The organism is Pseudomonas sp. 51_B (genome assembly GCF_017491595.1).
GTDB classification, from domain to species: Bacteria; Pseudomonadota; Gammaproteobacteria; order Pseudomonadales; family Pseudomonadaceae; genus Aquipseudomonas; species Aquipseudomonas promysalinigenes.
In genome coordinates this window covers 1-18,253 of sequence record NZ_JAFGYW010000040.1, presented here as the reverse complement: position 1 = coordinate 18,253, position 18,253 = coordinate 1, and the positions used below count along the sequence as shown (strand labels likewise).

The window sequence follows — 18,253 nt, the reverse complement described above, 5'->3', positions numbered from 1 at the left end:
AGCTCGCGATGCGCCGCGCGGGCGGCGCTCGATCTGCGCCCCAACATCAACCTCAAGGCATACACCCCAAAGGCTCAATCACTCTTCCGCCTGATCCTCACCACCCTGTCGGCTCATCCCGTACTTACGCATTTTCTCGACCAAAGTGGTCCGACGAATCCGCAACCGTTCGGCCGCGCGCGCAACGATGCCATTGGCATCGTCCAAAGCCTGCTGGATAAGCCCCTGTTCCAGGCTGCCAAGGTAGTCCTTCAGATCCAGACCCTCAGGCGGCAACATCGCATGATTGCTGAAATTCGGCGTATGGCCATTGATCGCCACCCGCTCCTCCAGATCGCTGCGCAGGCTATCGACCAGTTGCTCGTCCTCGTCATCGACATAACGGAATTTCTTCGGCAACTCCGATACCCCGATAACCCCGTACGGGTGCATGATAGCCATGCGCTCTACCAGGTTGGCCAGCTCGCGGACGTTCCCCGGCCAGCCGTGGCGGCAGAGCGACATGATCGAGGCCGAGTTGAAGCGGATCGAACCGCGCTTCTCGTGCTCCATGCGCGAAATCAGCTCGTTCATCAACAGCGGAATGTCTTCCACTCGCTCGCGCAGTGGCGCCATTTCGATCGGGAAGACATTGAGCCGGTAGTACAGGTCTTCGCGGAAAGTGCCATCCTCGATCATGGTTTCGAGGTTCTTGTGAGTCGCGGCGATGATCCGCACATCGATGCTTTGGGTCTTGTTGCTGCCCACTCGCTCGAAGGTGCGCTCCTGCAGCACCCTCAGCAACTTGACCTGCATAGGCAATGGCATGTCGCCAATTTCGTCGAGGAACAGTGTGCCGCCGTTGGCCAGCTCGAAACGCCCGGCACGGCTGGTGATGGCACCCGTGAACGCGCCCTTCTCGTGACCGAACAGCTCGCTCTCCAGCAACTCAGCCGGGATCGCGCCGCAGTTGACCGGCACGAACGGTGCTTCGCGGCGTTTGGAATGGTAGTGCAGGTTGCGCGCCACCACTTCCTTGCCAGTACCGGACTCGCCAAGGATCAGCACGCTGGCATCGGTATCGGCGACCTGCTGCATCATCTGGCGCACATGCTGGATGGCACGGCTGGTGCCGACCAGGCTACGGAACAGGTTCGGCTCACGCTGGCGTCCGCGCTCGCGGGCCTGGTCATACATCTCGCGATAGACCTGGGCACGGTGCAGCGAGTCGAGCAGCTGACTGTAGCTCGGCGGCATCTCGAGGTTGGAAAGTACCCGGCGGCGCAGTTCTTCCGGAAACTCCGCAGAAGAATTTTCACCGATCAGCAAAACCGGAAGGAACTCATCCCACCCAGCCACTGTCTTAAGGAGCCCAAGCACACTGCCCGGAGCACTGACAGTACCGATCAGCACGCATAGCACTTCGCGGCTCGAAGACAGGTCGCCCACGACCTGCTGCCAATCCTGGCTGGAGCACGGAAGATTTTCTTCGCCGAGGAAGTTCAGGACCACCGCCAGATCGCGGCGGCGGGCGCTGTCGTCATCGATCAGGAGAATCTTGGTTTCACGCCACATGCAATAGCAACTTCCCTAGTCATATCGGCGCCCTGTGAGGGGCATGCTCGACATCTCCGACTGAATGGTCAGTGTTCGGACGTCTGAAATTCGAAAACAGCCACTAGTAAAGTCAAAAAAACCCGTGCAGTCAAATTAATGGCGCACGGCTTTTTGCACATCTGTGGTCACGTGAACAGATGGTATACCTTGGCGGCATTTTTCGCCTGACGGATTTGCATCATCTCGTCGACTATTGATTGACGCTCCCCACTTGCAACGTCAATCAATTGCCGGTAGACGACCAACAGTTGCTCCAGGCTGTCGCGCACATCGGCTTCCTGGCCGACCGCTTCATCGAGCACATCATTGATGCGCAGGCGGCATTCCAGATCCAGCTCGCCCACTGCACTCCAGTCACGCTTGTGCAACGCGGTAAGCAGCAGCTGACGGGTCTGTTCGATTCGCTCGATTACTTCGCTCATCTCATGCTCCTGGCTCAGGAAGCCGACTGGTCGGCGATGGCGTCCCAACCTTCCTTGACTGTGATCAGCAAGCGCGCCACTTCATCGATGATTTCGGGGTCGCTCTTGGCGTTGGCCTCGATCAAGCGACGGCTCATGTAGGTGTACAGGCTGTCCAGCTCGGCCAGGCTGTCGGCGTGGTTTTCCAGGTCCAGGCCTTCGCGCAGGCCACCGATAATGTCGATGGCTTTGCCGATCAGGATGCCTTTCTGGGCGACATCCTTGCGGGCAATTGCGCCTTTGGCCTGAGCCATACGATCAAGGCCGCCCTGCATGAGCATCTGCACCAGGCGGTGCGGGCTGGCTTCGGATGTCTGCGCCACGCCGTTGACTTTCTGATACTGCCGAAGGGCCAACATCGGGTTCATGGATCTACCTCGTTGCAGCGAAATGGGTTGCTTGTAACTTGTGTATCGCCTGGACGTCAAAAAACTTTAGCGACCCTACGCAAAAGCCCGGCGCATCCAGGGATGCCGCCGGGCTTTTGGCAGGCTCAGTTAATCAGGACTTTTTAGCTTGAGCGTTGATCGCTTCGAAGATCGAGGTGATTTGGTCGGCCTGGGCTTTCATTTTGCCAAGGGCAGTATCCAGCGCGACATACTGCTTGGTCAGCGACGCTGTCAGCGACTCTGTCCGGCGATCAAGCGCCTCCTGCTGATCAGAAAGCTGCTTGGCCGCCTTGTCCAGGTTGGACTTGCGCGTCGCAAGGCTGCCATCGGTCTTGTTGTACGGATCGATGGCATTGTTCATGCGCTCGAAAATGCCATTGGTGCCGGTGAACAGGTTCTGCACTTCTGCGCCGAGCTTCTTGTCGTCCATCGCAGATGTGAACTTGATGCTATTGAACTCCAACGTGCCGTCTTTCTGGGTATTGATGCCCAACTGACTCAGCGTCGTCAGGCTATCGCCGGCACCGACTTCGCTCAGGACTTTGCGCACATCGCCCAGCAGAGAGCGGGTGGTTGGGTCATTGGTGAGTGGGCCAAGAATCAGGTTGTCATCACTGTCACGACTGGTGGAAGTCAGCGAAGTGATCGCTTTCTGCATTGTGTTGTAAGCATCGACGAAGCTCTGAATCGACTTTTTCAGGCCGTCGTTGTCCGCCGCAACGGTCACCGCAGTTGGCGAACCCGTACTGCCGCTACCGGTCCTGGCGCTGACGCCAGTCAATTGCAGCGTCAGGCCGCTGATGGCCTTGTCGACGGTGTTGGTCGCACTGGTGACCTTCAAGCCATCGATGGTCAGTTCGGCATCCTGGGCCAGGGCAGTGATGTACCCCGCGCCAGTGCCAGACATCTGCGAAGTACCATCGATTTCCAGCTCGGCGATACCGCTCAGGGAAATATCGGAACCGGCGCCGGTGGCGGTGGAGCTGAGCACAAGGCGCGAACCGCCTTGTTCGTTGACGATGTTGGCGGTAATGCCGTTTGCGCTCATTTCCTTGTTGATCTGATCACGCACGCTCTGCAACGTTGCACCGCTGGCAACATCGAGATCGTAGGTTTTTCCACCTTGGCTGATGGTCAATTTACCAGCACTGATGGAGCTGCTTGCCCCACCTGCGAACTGTTGGCTTGCAACCTTCGAACCGGTCGCCAGCTTGTCCACGATTACATCGTAGTTTCCTGTCACCGCCGAGTTACTCGACGTGATCTTGACCACGGCTTCGTTCGCCGACTTCGCAGAATAGGCGTTGAAGGAGGGAGCATCCTTGTCGTTGAGCTTCTTCATGGCGTCCTGGAACGCCGTCAGAGCACTGCGCAAAGAACCGATCCCCGAGATCAACGCGGTGTTGTTGCTGGTTTGCCGGGTGATCTGGGTTTGCTTGGCGGATGTATCAGCCTTGACCAGCGCGTTCACGATCTCGGTGATGTTGAGACCAGAGCCCAGGCCGGTTGTTGGGGTGAGTGCGCTTGCCATGCCGTAATCCCTCTTTCAACGGGCCGGCGCTACTCCTGCAGCGCCAGCATGTATCACTTCATTGATGTTCGCCGCCCATCATACTTTGGCGTCGAACAGAACACTGTTGACATCACTCAAACTGTGAGCAATTCGCAGCGCTTCTTCCGAAGGCAACTGGCGAATCAGCTTACCACTGTCTGTAGCAATGACCTTGACCACAATCTGGCCGGATTCCTCATCCATGGAAAACTCAAGGTTGCGTTGGGTAGCTTTGAGAAATTTCTCGATTTCCGCTACAGCGCTTTTGACCTTATCGGCATCTTGCGCGTCCTGCTTGGCCTTTTCGCCAGTGGCTGCAGGCTGAGCTTCTTCCGACGGCCGGTTAACCGGCTTATCGACGGCCTGCTCGGCCGGTTTTGCGGCCGGATAAGACAAATTCAGCTTGACGCTCATGTCCATCTCTACCACCTCGCAATGCAAAGGCGGGGAAGCGCCGATCAAGCACTCCCCCGCCGGTCACCATCGGCGATTACTGAAGCAGCTTCAGTACAGCGGATGGCAGCTGGTTGGCCTGAGCCAGAACCGAAGTGGATGCCTGCTGCAGGGTCTGCTGCTTGGTCATCTGAGCGGTTTCAGCGGCGAAGTCGGTGTCCTGTACACGGCCACGAGCGGCTTCGGCGTTCTCGTTGATGTTCTGCAGGTTGTTGATGGTGCTGGTCAGACGGTTCTGAACGGCACCCAGGTCAGCACGGTTGGTGTTGATGGTCTGCAGAGCGGTGTCGATAGCGGCGATGGCGGCGCTGTAGTTGGTTTCCGAGACGCTGCTGCTCGAACCCTGAATGTTGATGCCCGAGCCGATGCCCAGCGAGGAGGCGTCGAACTTCTGGTTCAGGTCGATGGTGATCTGGTTCGAGCTGCCGGTGTTCGAGCCAACCTGGAAGGTCATGGTCGAAGCCGAACCGTCCAGCAGGTTCTTGCCGTTGAGCTGGGTGCTGTTGGCGATACGGGTCAGTTCCGAAGCCATCGACTGGAACTCTTTGTCCAGGGCGATACGGTCATCGGTGCTGTTGGAGTCGTTACGCGACTGAACAGCCAGTTCACGCATACGCTGCAGAATGTTGGTCTGCTCTTGCATCGCGCCTTCAGCGGTCTGGGCGATGGAGATACCGTCGTTGGCGTTTTTGATTGCCATGGTCTGACCACGGATCTGCGAGGTCATGCGGGTAGCGATCTGCAGGCCAGCGGCGTCGTCTTTGGCGCTGTTGATTTTCAGGCCGGAGGACAGACGGGTCATCGAAGTGGCCAGTGCATCGGAAGCACGGTTCAGGTTCTTCTGAACGCCCAGGGAGGTAGTGTTGGTGTTAACAGTCAAAGCCATGACGAATTCCTCGTTGGATTGGGTACTACGGCTTCCGGCCTTGGCAAATCGCCGGGTGTGGCACAGAGAACCTTCGTAATTGTTATCGTCGTCAGGGCGGGTTGCTTTAGGAGATTTTTCAAAAAAATTGCTGGCATCCTGCCAGCCCAATGAATTCAAGGAGTTGACGCCAGATTACAGACGCTCAAAAAACCATAGCCCGGAAAACAAAACGCCGCCATAAGGCGGCGGCGTTCAGCAAGACTACCTGCGGTCAGTCCGAGCGCTCGATGATCGCTGACCCCCACGACAGGCCCACGCCAAAACCACTCAGCGCAACACGGCGATGCTGCGAGCCCACGACGTGCTTTTCCAGCAGCAACGGAATGCTCGAGGACACTGTATTGCCGGTTTCGACCATATCCTTGACGAAACGCTGCTTGTGCTCGCCTTCAAGGAAGCGCGCGGAAACCGCATCGACGATCGCCGCACTACCCTGATGCAGGCAATAGAGGTCGATGTCCTCGGCCTTCAATTCACTGGTGTCGAGCAACTGCTGCAGGTGTGCAGGCACCTTGACCAGGGCGAAGTTGTAAACCTGGCGGCCGTTCATGAAGAACTTGCCATCGGTGGTGCGCAGATGCTCGGCACCGGCACCATCGCTGCCGAACAGCGATTTGCCCAACTGCCAGGTAGCACCATGGCCCATCCAGGTAGCAGTGGCGGCATCACCAAACAGCATGGTGGTGTTGCGATCTTCGGGGTCGACGATCTTCGAGTAAGGGTCTGCGGTAATCAGCAAGCCATTTTTCAGACCAGCCGCTTCCATGAACCCTTTGATCGCATACAAGCCGTAGACGTAGCCCGAGCAACCCAGAGAAATGTCGAACGCAGCAACCGCCGTGGACAGCCCCAGCTTGTGCTGCACGATGGCAGCGGTGTGGGGCAAACCCTCGGCGTCACCGTTCTGGGTCACGACGATCACCACGTCGATACAGGCCGGGTCCAACGCAGGATTGGCGGCGAACAGTTTCTTGCAGGCCTCAACGCACAGGTCGGAGGTTTCTTGAGCCTCGGCCTTGCGAGGCAAGAACGTAGATCCGATCTTGCCGAAGATGAAATCCTGATCTTTGCCGAATTTCGCGCCCTGGGCGTAGTTATCCACGCCTTCAGTCGGCACGTAACTGGCGATGCTTTTAATGCCAATCATATGGCTTCCCAATTCAATGTCAGCAACATGCCCCTGCGCGCGGGCCCAGCCGCGGTTGAATCGAAACGATGGGCGGACGGTTCACGGGCGCAGACGTTAACGAATGTAACGATGATAACAGTGAAGATGCCCGTCGTGACTTCCAAGTCACGCGTTTTGTCGAATCCTGGTCGTAGAGAGTGGTCAGATAAGCCCAAAAGCAAAAAAAACGCCCCGGCAAAGCCGGGGCGCAATCAGTTGCCAGGTCGCTCAGGAGGCCTCACGCCAACCAAGCACGCTGCCAAGCCAACAGGTGATCGCCTTCAAGCATCCAGTCGGCCAGGACCTGCTCGCGCAACTGCTCACCCATCGCAGCACTTGCAGCCTGGTCATGCAGGTGCATGCGGATCGCCTCCACCCAGCTCGCTGGCTGGTTCTGCACCCGCGTAACGTGAAGCGGCCCCTGGTATGCACGCACATCGCTGGCGATGACTGGCACGCCACAAGCCCCAAACTCAAGCAAGCGCAGGTTGCCGGCGCATGCGCTGATGGGCCCCTCAGCCAGCGGAGCCAGCGCCAGGTCAAGGTCAAGCCCTGCGAGCAACCTTGGGTAAACGACGGCACCCAGAATCGGAGTGACCGTCTGCACATCAGCCTGCAAGCCTGGGGGGCAGGCACCGAGCACAACCCATTCCACTTCTTGCTTGAGCATGCTGGCTACTTCGGTCAGCAATGCCTCCTCGGCGGTGCCCAGCCAGCCCCCTACCAGCCCTACCCGCGGCTTGTGCCCGACGCCGCGCCGACTGCGCAGGCCCTGCCATTGCGCTGGCGACAAGCGGCTTTCGACCACCCGTATATCGCGATGTGCCTCGGCGAACGTTTCCGCTAACGCAGGGTTGGCAACCACCAAGCGATCGGCATGCGCCATGGCTGCATTCAGACCTTGAAGCAGATGCCCGAAGCGTTGTCGATCCACCGAAAGCTGCCCCCAGGCTTGCGCATCAAGATCAATCACTTTGAACGCATGCGAAAACGCTGACAGGCGCCGCAGGCACTCGATCTGCTCAGCTTCGATGGGGCGGCGCACGATTACGCAATCCGGCGCAAAGCGCTCAATCTCGGCAAACGACAAACGGCTTTGCACCAACGTTGCGTCCAGTAGGCCTTCACGGCTCAACGCTTGCAGCGGTTGTATGATTCGCTGCTCATCGCCCTCCTGCACATCTTCCACGCAGGCCAACACCCTAGGCAGCGGGCGCCAAGAGGCCAGGGGCTGCCAGCTCAGCGCAGACGGAACAACGCTGTATTCTGGCCCAGAGAGGCGCAAATGCGGGCTGTAGGCGGGATCACGTGCCAGCAGCGGTAGCCAGCGTGCATACAGGGCATCCTCTTGCTCCACCGTAACAGCAGGTTCGGCCGTCTCACTGATCAGCAATGCCGCACGAGGCGTCCAGACATTGAGGTAGCCGGCCGCATGCAAGCGCAGGCACAGGTCGACATCCGCCCAGCACGCCAGCTCCGGTGACTCATCGAAACCGCCGAACTCATGGAACAGCGCTTTGCCCAGCATCATGCACTTGCCACTGACCGCCACCGCGTTCTGGTCAACAAGCAAACGTTGCTGATACCCCGGCGCCAGCATTGGACGCCCTTTGAATACACGACCAACCGGCCCATGCATGCCCAGGATCAGGCCACCATGGCGCACCGTGCAATCACTGGCAAGCAGCTTGGCCCCTACCGCACCCGCCTCCTGGCGGCAAGCGTGATTGACCAACTGCTGCAGCCAGTCGTCCTCCAGCACGGCGATACCGGCATGCAACCAGAGCAGCAACTCACCCGCCGCCTGCTCGGCCGCCAAGTTGCGCACTTGGACCGTAGAGAGATCGCTGCAAAAGCGCAGCACCTTAACCTGCGTCGCGTCCAGTTGCTCGACACCGGCCAACCAGGCTTGCAGCTGCGGATCATCTTGCCCCTGGTCGAGCAACAGGATCTCGAAGCGACGGTAGGTGGTCTTCTCGAGCAGGGTGTCCAGGCAACGGCGCAGGCGCTCCAGGCCGTCCTCGGTGGATACCAGGATACTCACCAGCGCACTCTCGCCGACCCCGTAATCCAGGTCGTAGTGCCCCGGCAGCCGGGCCGAGACGGTGCCACCCTCAAAGCCTCTGGCCAGCAGGTGCCGCTCGATAGCGGCGCGTTGCTCAGGGCTATCGACCAGCGCGGTGGCGGCACTGATCAACAAGGGTTCGTTGATGTGCCCCAGCCCTTGCAGCCCTTTGTCTTCTATCAGCCGCAGAATGAGGTCAAGTTCGAACGCCTCTGCGCTGTCCATCCGCAGACCGCCTGTTGCCAGCACCGCCTCACGGTTGAACAACCAATGGCGCGCGAGCACACCCGGCAGGCTCAGAAGCATGTCCAAATTGATGTCTGGCCGCACGGCCAACTGAAGTTCTGCGTTTGGCAAACGCCGCATCTCATCGCCGTAGACCGCACGCACACCTTCTGCGTCAATCAGGTCCAGCGCGGCAATCATCAGTCCACTGGCAGTGAACTCACAACCGGCCTCCACCAGCATGAACCAGTCGAAGGTGCCATTGCGCACGATCTGCTCGACCTGCTCGGGTATCGGCCCCTCGGCAAGTTCGATGAGCTCGATTGCAGGGTAAGCATTGTGCGCAGGGCTCAGGCTTTTGGCGGTCACAGCGAGGCTTTCACAGCTGGCCTGATGGTTGACCACCAGCACCGCTATCGTTGGCGCCCGCCCGCGGGTCAAGCGCTCGCTGATCAAGCGTTGCTGCACCGCATCAGGTACGCGCTCGGCGAGCCACTGCGACATATCGGGCTCCACAGGTAAAGCCGGGAACTGCGCCAGCGCTGCCTGAATCTGCTCTTGGGCAGTCGCCACCTGGCCTCCCTTGGCAGTGATCTCGGCGATCTGCGAGGCGAACAGGGTGCCAAACACCGTTTCGCGTAACTCTGCGTATGCCTGCCGGGTCTGAGGGGTGTCTGCCTGGCGCAAGCTTGTCTTGAGCTGATCGAGGCGCAGCAGGTCGGCATTGAGCTGCGCGCCGGTCTGCGCGGGCTTTAGCCCTTCGAAAAGGTGCACACGCCACTGCGGCTCGGTAGCCAGGATCAGCGAAACCAAACGCTCCATGACGAAGACTTTGCATTCATACCCCTCGGTTCCCCGATGCAAAGTGGCAGTATTCAACGCTTCTCCGTACGCGGTTGGCCACTCGCCAGTGCGCCATTGTTCAGCGCTTTGGAAGATGGTCTCCGCCAGGCTGAACCAGCGACGCCAGAATCGCGGCTTGGCGATGAAGTAGTTACAGAACTGTACCTGGGAGGCATCCATCACCAGGGTTTGCAAATCTACCCCAGGCGCCAGGCGACGGGCCATTTCGACGAACACCGGCCAGATATTGGGATGGTGAACCACGCCCTGGATGAAGGTGTTTTCGTAGCGGGCCCCGTCTGGATAGAACACCGGGAACAACAGAACATCGGCATCGTCTGGCGCCGAGGCAACGAACTCCAGCACCTGTCGCGACTCAAGCCCGGTCTTGTCCTTGAAGCGCGGTGAGAGCACGCCATAGAAGGTGTTCTCATCCAGGCTCGCATTCAGCAATACATTGCGCATCGGCCAGTATTCGGCCCAATCGGGGCGCTGCCCGACATTGTCCAGCGGTATGTAGCCCGGTTCCAGCTTCGCCCGCGTTTCATCCGAATAGAAGATCTGATGAATCCGTGCGCGCTCAGGCGCAACCACAGGCGTTGCCTGGGCAAAAGCGATGTATAGCGACAGCGGGCCGGCAAGCCCAGGCATGCCAGCGAAGCAACCCGAGCTGCGTAGCTCGACGTCGGTGATGCCACGCTCGTTAGGCTCATACGGCAGTCGCAGGCGCAGTGCACCAGCATCGCCGACAGTCACATCCCGTACAAAGCGTCCATTGACCCAAACCTGCGTGATGAACGGATAGACATCGTACTGCTGTCCCCGCGCCGCGCTGATCAGCAGTTCGAGGCCGTTTACCGACGGTGCGTGCTCAATGATCGGCGAAACCAGTTGCAAGCGCGCATTCGGCCCCGCCAAGAACTGGCCGGCTTGACCACCGACAATGGGCAGCACCGAACTGTCGAGCACGACGTTGAGTGTGTCGTGCTGCCAGGGCGCCACCGGCTCGCTAGCCCCAGCCACTTGCCACAACGTAGTGAAGACCTCGTGGTCAACAACCGCCGGCAGCTGCACGAGCAGGCGTTGCACTGCATGGGCCGGCAAAAGCTTCAGTGCACTGAGGCCCTGGGTTCGTTCAAGCGCCGCCCGTAACTGTTGACGAATCCAGACGCCGCTGTCCGTACTTGGCGGCTCAGGCGCTGCGGCGGCCGCGACGCTCAACGACATGGCGGAACATTCGCCGCTGGCCAGCGCTGCCAGCCCCTGGCTGACCTGATGGGCACTGCCAAGCTCGCAGCTCAGGCCAGCATCGACCATCAGGTAGGCCAAGTCAGCCGCCGGCTCAACCAGCCGCTGCTCGACCCACTGTGCTGGGGAAACGCTCCCATCAGAGCTGCCGATAACGCTGATGCGCTTGAACGCCAAGCGCTGATCGAATGCTTCACGCAGGCGCGCCGCCTGCTCGCGGTGCTGGCCGTCGATTACCACATGCAGCCGGGGCACCTGGGCGATGGCGGACGCCACCCGTTCGGCCGAGCGACCATCGCGATAATCACCATACAGGTGCTGCACGCGCGCACGCTGTGCATCTCGGCAGTGGCTTCGATGCAGATTGGCTGCATCGGCAAGCAGCGCGAGGAACGCCTGATCGTCACCGAACTCCATGCCGATATCCCGCCAGGCATTGCCAGGGGCGTCCGGGTTGTATTCCCAGTGGCCTACCCTAGCCTCGCTGGAATACAGCAGGATCGGGCGGTCCAGTACCATGAACTCGAATAGCAACGATGAGCGGTCGGCCACCAGAATGTCAGCTTCGGCAAAGCTGTCGGCGATGCTTGCCCCCGGGTCATCCACCAGCACCACACGCGGGTCGGCGGCAACTTGTTCACGCCACTGCGCCATCAGGTTGCGGAACAGCGCCTTGTCCACGACGAAGCTGTGTTCGTGTTGAACGATGGCCGGGTGCGGTTTGATGATGATTTTCGCTCGCGGATAGACTGAGCGAATCAGAGGTACGACTCGGTCGCCGAAGAATACCGCAGCGCTGATTTCCGGGTTGTAGGTCGGGGCGAACAGGATGGTCGGCTCATCGTTCAGGCATTGGCGCGCTGGCAGCCTGAACACCTGGTCTACCCAGGCATTACCGGTCAGCAGGAAGCCGTGCCGTGGATGCACGTCCGAGAGCAAGGTGTCTTCGATATCCCAGACGCTGCCGCACATGTAGTCGGCATGGTTGTACTGCGGTTCGGCGTACCCGTAACGCGTCACCGAGCCGTGGCGCATACCGATCAGCAACACCTGATGCGCATCGCAGTACTCACGCCAGAATTCTACCGACCAACCATCGGCGACGACGATGACCTGGGGCTTCCAGGCCATGACTTCGTCAATCGAAAGGCTCAACAGACTGTTCTGGAAACAGGCCGCGAGCGGGCGCAGCGAGCGGAAGTGAAACGGCATGCTGCCGTAACAGGCAACCCGAAGATCGGCAATCGGCAGCGATGCCGGTTGGCTCAGCACAGTGCCGAAGACGTACAGCACGCTGGTCTGCCCACAATTAGGCATGGTCAGTAACGGGTAGCGCGCTTGTTCGCGCAGGCCCAATGAGCGGATCAATGCCGTGTACTGGGGCTCTGGACGGTACTTGGCTTCGTACTGATCGTTGAGCAGGGTGCGGGCTTCGCGGCCTTGCAGCAGCACCGAGTCCTTGAGAATCAACTGCCCACCCGGCTTGAGCATCGACAGTGCTCTGAGCACGACGCGGGCGGCGGCGGTGTCGTCACTGATGGTGGTCAATACGCCCATCAGGCTGACCACATCGAAGCGCTGGGGCGAGGAAAACTCGAACACATCAGCGACCTGAAACTCGATGTTGTCGATGCCCTGCTCCCGCGCCTTGGCGCGGCCCTGTTCGATCAGCCGTTCCCCCACATCGAACGCCACCACTCGCCCAACGTGGCGAGCGAACAGCAGGCTGAAGTCGCCGTCCGCACAGCCTATGTCGAGCAGTTGGGCATTTTCAGGCAGGCCGGGCAGCACTTGCTCCAGCAGGCATTGGCGCTGGCGCTCATAAAGCTCGGCGGGGCCGATCTTGCCACGCTCGGTCTGGCTCCAGAAATGACGGGCGATCTGGCCTTGTGAATTATTACTCATGTTCGCCCCACTGGGTTGCAAAGACTTTACGTGCCATATCAAGGTCTGCCGTGGTGTCGATATCGAACGCTTTGAGTTCGAATGCCGGCAGGGGTAGGCAGGCTTCCAGGGCCTGATAGACGAAGATCGGCTGGTTGATCACCAACTGCGGCTTGATCACTGCGATGCCGGTCCATTCCATGGCGTAATGCGGCTCGCGGGTAAAGCCCAGCACTTGGCTGCCGGACGCATCGAGCTGCACGCGAACACCATCACTGGTGATGTAGGGCGATACGCCGATCAGTTGCTCGTGAGTCTGCGAGGCCTGAAGGAACGACTCGAAACTCCGCGCATCCATGACCGTGTCGGCGTCCAGCACCAGCATGCGCTCATCGAGATGGCGCGACACACGGTAGATGCTCTGCAACGTGTTGGTCCGCGCGTAATCAGGGTTGCGCACCACAATCAGGTCAGGCCGCAGGGAAATGGCGTGGGCGATGACATCCTCTTCCTGGTAACCCACCACCAGCCAGACCGTCTCGGCCCACTGAAGACGCTCCAGGTGCCAGTCGAGCAATGTGCGCCCCGCCACTTCCACCAGGCATTTCGGCTTGTTGAGCCCCAGCCGCGAGCCAATCCCGGCGGCGCAGATTACAGCGTGCTTAACAGGCGACATAGGGCCTTCCCATCATAAGTAACGAAATCACTGAGCTTCATCAGCTCCTTGTTGGGCTGATGCACACCACCGAACGCCACTCGCCAGTCAGCAGCTTCGAACATCGGCACATCGTTCATGCCTTCGCCCACTGCAACGATGCGATCGAAGCGCGAGCGCAGGCTGCTGACCGCATCACCCTTGTGCAGGATGTGCTCCACGCCATCCAACTGCCCTTGCCCGTCGAGCCGGGCCAGCGAGGTGAAACTGTGGACGCCCAGTTTGTCGAGAACCGGCTTGACCCAGAGGTCGAGGTTGCCGGTGACGATGAACGATTGCTCGGGGTGGCGGGCAATGAAATCGAGTATTGCCGGGTCGAACTCGACATGCCTGTCCAGTGCGGCATGAATCCAGTCCAGGCGCGCATCCCGCAGTAGCCTGACGCGCAATTTGAAGGACTTGTCGAAGGGCAGCAGGCCCTCTATGGTCGCCTGGGTCAACGCACTGATTTCGTCTTCCAGCCCCACCGAGGTTGCGATCAGCGGCAAAAGCTCTTGGCGCGTGAGCGTGCCATCGAGGTCGAAGCAGTAGGCCGTGGTCATTGCGCAGCTCCCTGACTACGTCGCAGAACGAAGAAGTACTGCCGGGTTTCGGCACGCTTTTCCAGGCTGTCCGAAAACAGAAAACCGTCATGCTCCACGCACATATCCAGGCCATCGAACGCTACATCCATCAGTTGGCGCAGTTCGGCGGCCGTGCGGTAGATGGCCGAGTACTGATCGGCGAGCTCCTCGGAATAAAAGCGGTCGAGGGTGAAGCGATCAGCCACGCCGACCGGTTCACGCAGGTAGATCCTCCCACCTTGAGCTAACAGGCGGGCGGCATCACCCAATACCTTGATGCAATCGGCGTCATTGAGGTAAATGAGCAAGCCCGAAATCAGCGCCAGGTCGAAAGGCGCCGACACCTGCAGTGCCAGCGGCTGAATGTCGGTGGCCGACATCACCTGGAACTGCAAGGCGGGTAACTGACGCTTTGCAGCTTCGGCCTTGGCCTTGTCGATCAGGCTGGCGGAAAAATCGACGCCCAGATAGTCGAGTTCCTGACAGTGCTCGGCCAGAAACCAGCCCCAGCGCCCGGTGCCGCAGCCGATGTCGAAAATTCGCCGAGCCTGATTCAGGCCCAGGATACTGGCCATCGCCGCCTTTTCAGCTTGATCACGCCGCTCGACCAGCTCCGGGTCGTTATCCTGGTACATGGTGGCGCTGAGCACGTTGGCATAATCGCGCTTGCCGCGCGCTTCAAAAAAAGCGCGGGTTGCATCGTAGTCGATGGCTACTCGCTCACCCTTGATGCGTCGAGAGTCGTTCAAGATTGCTCCTTGTCACTGCAGCGAACGGGCCATGAAGCAGTCAGAAATCCAACACCCGCCCGGTTGCAAAGGCTCAAAGCAAGATGTCTGCCAACGCGCACAAAAAAGCCGGGCGATGCCCGGCTTGATTGCTCTGGATCAATCAGAGCAGCGTCTTGAGCCAATGGGGCGCGCCATCACAGCTAGGCATGGCAAGCCCTTGGGCGCCATCTACTGGAATTGCGCGGGCGAATGCCCAGGGTGCGCGCGCCGCCAGGGCCCGACAATCGCCATCCGGGACGATCGGCAGAGTCGGGTTGTACAGCTGTGCCTGAGGCGCCATCAAAACCAACAAACCGGCCTGAGCCACCCGAACGCAGAGCTCCAGATCCACTGGAGCCATTTGGCTCAAACCGCCCAACGCTTCGACGACCTCCTTGCGCACCATCAGGCCATCGGCGCTGACGGCATGGCAGCCACGCACTACCCCTAGACTCAACGTGCCGTTCGACTCGCCAAGCTCACGCCCCAACCAGCTGGCATGCACACGCTGCCCCTCCAGCAGTTCGTACCCGGCATGGCTCACACAGCCATCACCGTCATGCATCTGGCAACCGACTACGCCAACCTCCGGCCGCTGAGCCTGATTGAGCAAGCCTTCGATCCAACCTGGGTTAGACACCTGGCTGCGGTCACTCATCAGCACCAGGTACTCGCCCCGTGCTTGCCCCGCCGCCAGATCGAGCCGCTCTGCCAGATTCGCGGATGGGCAGGCCAGCATCCGCACCTTGGCTCCCAGATTGGCTTGCTGACCCAGCTCACCATGAGTAACTACCAACACCTCATAACGCGGATAGCGCGTGCGCTGTTGTATGCTCGCCAAGCTGGTAGCCAGTTGCTGCATGTCCTCGCCCGCCGCCAGCAGGATGCTCACCAAAGGCGTGCCCGGGTGACGGAACTCGATTTGCAGTTGCCCAAGCTCATCGGCAGACACCTGCGCGCGATAGCCCAGCTGAGCCAGGTGACGGTCCAGGGTGACGCTGGCTTGCGCCAACATTGTGTCACGGCGATTGAGCCCAACCGCCAGGTACTCGTCGACATGCGCGAGCCCGCCCAACCCATTGTGTTCGACCAGGCGCAGAAGCAGGTCGAACTCCAGGGCCTGCGGGCATGCAGCGCTGAAACCACCCACATTCAGGGCCGCCTCTCGGCGGATCAACCAGTGTGGCGCCATCAAGTCCGGGCGGCTGCGCAGCAGATCGATATCGGCAGAAGGCCGCTGGACCACGAACAGCCGTCCATCACTGTCACGTTGCACATCATTCCCGCAGACGGCCGTGCAGGTATTTTCCTGAGACAGTTCCAGTTGCAGGCGAAGCAGACCACTGCCGGCCAGCTCATCACCGGCCTGCAGCAGCAGCACCCACTCACTGGGTAATTGCGCCAGTGCCTGATTGAGATGGGTGACGACATTGTCCGCTGTCACTTTGATGAAATGCAGCGTGTCACGAGCCGTGGTGATAGCCGGCAGGGCACCGGCTTTGAGCACGACAATGCGCATATCGCGCAGGCCGCTTTGCGCCACGCTGTCAAACGTCTGCTGCAGGGCTTCGTTGTCATCATCGAGGTCCAGCACCATCAGTGCGATGCCGATCTTGCGGGCACCATCGAGCCGTTTGAACACACGCTTGCGGTCGTCGGCGCTCAACGTCGCCTCGGCCAGCGTCTGCATGACCTGACCGGAAGGCGTTCGCGCCAGACGGTCGCTGAGCGCCGGGGCGGCCACTTCCTGCAGGCGCTGCAACCATTGTTCGAGCTCGCCACGCGCCTGCTCATCCTCGTCGGTCAATACCGCCAGCAATTGCCGGCAGACCTGCGGTGCAAAAAGATTGATCCCCAGCGCTTGCCAGTACCGCCCACGTAGCGTCTGCTGGTTGTCATTGGCATGACGCACGAGCAGTTCATGCTGGCGCACCCAGGCACCTTCCACCGCCCTGACCTGCGCCTGGCCGGCAGGCCACGCATGCAGCAGGAATTCGATGGCCGTCAGCTGGGTGAACAATCTTGCAGAGTAGTAAGGCAGTTCGACCCACTGCCGGGCCTCGAAGCTGCGCTGAGGCTCTTGGATGACGCTGGTCCAGGGCGAGGTGAACAGCAGCGGCTCCTCTAGGGCGCCAGCACCGGTCAGGGCGAACTGGCGCACAATGGCAAAGCCTTCATCATCATCGAAAACCGCTTGGGCTTGCTCGTCCCACTGGCGCAGCTTACGCACAGCTGGCAGCAAACTGTCAGGGTCCAACTGCTGTTGCTGGCATTCGCTGACTACCAGCGTATGCTCCAGCACCTCAAGGTCAGCCTGGCGCAGCAACGCAAAAGACAGCCCCAGCAGCCAGTGCTCATCAGCCATGCGTAACGCAGCTTCGGCCTGGGCGCGGCGCAGGGCCTGCACCCGCAGCAGCGCACGCCAAGGCTGCAGGCCGCTGAGCGCGTGTTCCAGAACCCTTTCCCGTGCATCACGTCCGGGCTGACGGTGGGCTGTCAGACCTTGCCGGTGGTAAGCGACCACAGCGTTGCCAGGGCACATTCCCAATACGTAGCCCTGAACACCTTGGCTTTCTGGGTGCTCACACAGCCAGTCGCGAGCAACTTGCAAGCCGTGCGGCAAGAGAAAGTCACTGTCTTTGGCCAGCACCACGAAGGGGGTTTCCAGGGTCGCCAGGACACTGGCCAGCGCTTGGTGCGCCTGCTCGCCGGTCGCCGTCTCAAGCACCGCCAGCTGGCATCCCAGGCTCTTCACATAGGCGCTGGCCCGAGCGCGATAATCCAGGTCGCCACTGCCCAGCAGCAACACCGTGATATCGCCCAGCGCCAAGGTAGTGTCGGTTGTGTGTCCAGTCATAATGCACCCGGTAATCAAATTCAGTTCTGCCACCGCCGCTGCCGGAGCTAGGCGCAGGCGCTTAGTCGGCCAGCCAGGCGTTGGCCCAGTGTTGAAGGTGTCGCTCGGTCAGTACGTAGTCGCGCAGTACCACTTCACGCAAAGCATCACCCTGCTGGTAGCTGGCCTGCGGGTCAGACAGGTGCATGCGTATCGCCTCCAGCCAATGCTGCGCATCATTGCCAGCCACCCGGGTACACGGCAGGTAACCTGCATACGCCTTGGTATCCGAGCAGATCACGGGGAAACCACAGGCTCCGTACTCCAGCAAGCGCAGGTTGCTTTTACAATCGTTGAACAGGTTCTGCTCAAGCGGTGCCAGCGCCAGGTCGAGGTTGAGGCTGGCAAGCTTCTGCGGATACAGCGCCATAGGGATACCCTGATGGAATTCTTTGACGTACGGCAGCAATGCATCTGGGCACATACCAAAAAATACCCAGTCCACCTCATCGGCCAGCGTCTTCACCACATCCTGGAGCAATTCCAGGTCGCCTCTG

General features: G+C 60.1%; 13 protein-coding genes. All 13 read right to left on the bottom strand.

The features are described 5' to 3' along the window. Positions 1-78: 78 nt before the first annotated feature. Positions 79-1,554 carry a transcriptional regulator FleQ gene (gene fleQ / locus J5M56_RS22845; protein ID WP_060476927.1) on the bottom strand — a complete coding sequence of 492 codons (1,476 nt, stop codon included), beginning with the start codon at positions 1,552-1,554 and terminating at the stop codon, positions 79-81. Between the two features lie 167 nt (positions 1,555-1,721). Then, on the bottom strand, positions 1,722-2,018 hold the full coding sequence (locus tag J5M56_RS22840) for a hypothetical protein (protein ID WP_060476928.1): 297 nt from the start codon (positions 2,016-2,018) through the stop codon (positions 1,722-1,724). Positions 2,019-2,032: 14 nt separating this feature from the next. Further along, positions 2,033-2,425 carry a flagellar export chaperone FliS gene (fliS, locus tag J5M56_RS22835; RefSeq protein ID WP_060476929.1) on the bottom strand — a complete coding sequence of 131 codons (393 nt, stop codon included), beginning with the start codon at positions 2,423-2,425 and terminating at the stop codon, positions 2,033-2,035. A gap of 133 nt (positions 2,426-2,558) precedes the next feature. Further along, the gene (gene fliD / locus J5M56_RS22830; RefSeq protein ID WP_207937855.1) at positions 2,559-3,977 is read right to left on the bottom strand and encodes a flagellar filament capping protein FliD; all 1,419 of its coding nucleotides are present in this window, start codon (positions 3,975-3,977) and stop codon (positions 2,559-2,561) included. 78 nt (positions 3,978-4,055) lie between these two features. Beyond that, positions 4,056-4,418: a flagellar protein FlaG gene (locus J5M56_RS22825; protein WP_060476931.1), complete on the bottom strand. Its 363-nt coding sequence runs from the start codon at positions 4,416-4,418 to the stop codon at positions 4,056-4,058. 70 nt (positions 4,419-4,488) lie between these two features. Beyond that, on the bottom strand, positions 4,489-5,337 hold the full coding sequence (locus J5M56_RS22820) for a flagellin domain-containing protein (protein ID WP_186478801.1): 849 nt from the start codon (positions 5,335-5,337) through the stop codon (positions 4,489-4,491). Between the two features lie 253 nt (positions 5,338-5,590). After that, on the bottom strand, positions 5,591-6,526 hold the full coding sequence (locus J5M56_RS22815) for a ketoacyl-ACP synthase III (protein WP_060476933.1): 936 nt from the start codon (positions 6,524-6,526) through the stop codon (positions 5,591-5,593). A gap of 259 nt (positions 6,527-6,785) precedes the next feature. Next, positions 6,786-12,833: a methyltransferase domain-containing protein gene (locus tag J5M56_RS22810; protein WP_207937854.1), complete on the bottom strand. Its 6,048-nt coding sequence runs from the start codon at positions 12,831-12,833 to the stop codon at positions 6,786-6,788. Further along, entirely contained in the window at positions 12,826-13,488 is a 663-nt protein-coding gene (locus J5M56_RS22805; protein ID WP_186478799.1) for an NTP transferase domain-containing protein, read from the bottom strand. The genes J5M56_RS22810 and J5M56_RS22805 overlap by 8 nt, the downstream gene beginning before the upstream one ends. Further along, entirely contained in the window at positions 13,464-14,069 is a 606-nt protein-coding gene (locus J5M56_RS22800; protein WP_060476936.1) for an HAD family phosphatase, read from the bottom strand. Before J5M56_RS22800 ends, J5M56_RS22805 begins: the two co-directional genes overlap by 25 nt. Continuing rightward, a complete protein-coding gene (locus J5M56_RS22795; protein ID WP_186478798.1) occupies positions 14,066-14,839 on the bottom strand; it encodes a class I SAM-dependent methyltransferase in 774 nt (257 codons plus the stop codon). The genes J5M56_RS22800 and J5M56_RS22795 overlap by 4 nt, the downstream gene beginning before the upstream one ends. A 142-nt stretch (positions 14,840-14,981) precedes the next feature. After that, a complete protein-coding gene (locus J5M56_RS22790; protein WP_207937853.1) occupies positions 14,982-17,717 on the bottom strand; it encodes a glycosyl transferase in 2,736 nt (911 codons plus the stop codon). 61 nt (positions 17,718-17,778) lie between these two features. After that, a partial coding sequence (locus J5M56_RS22785; protein WP_207937852.1) for a glycosyltransferase occupies positions 17,779-18,253 on the bottom strand: 475 nt, incomplete at its 5' end.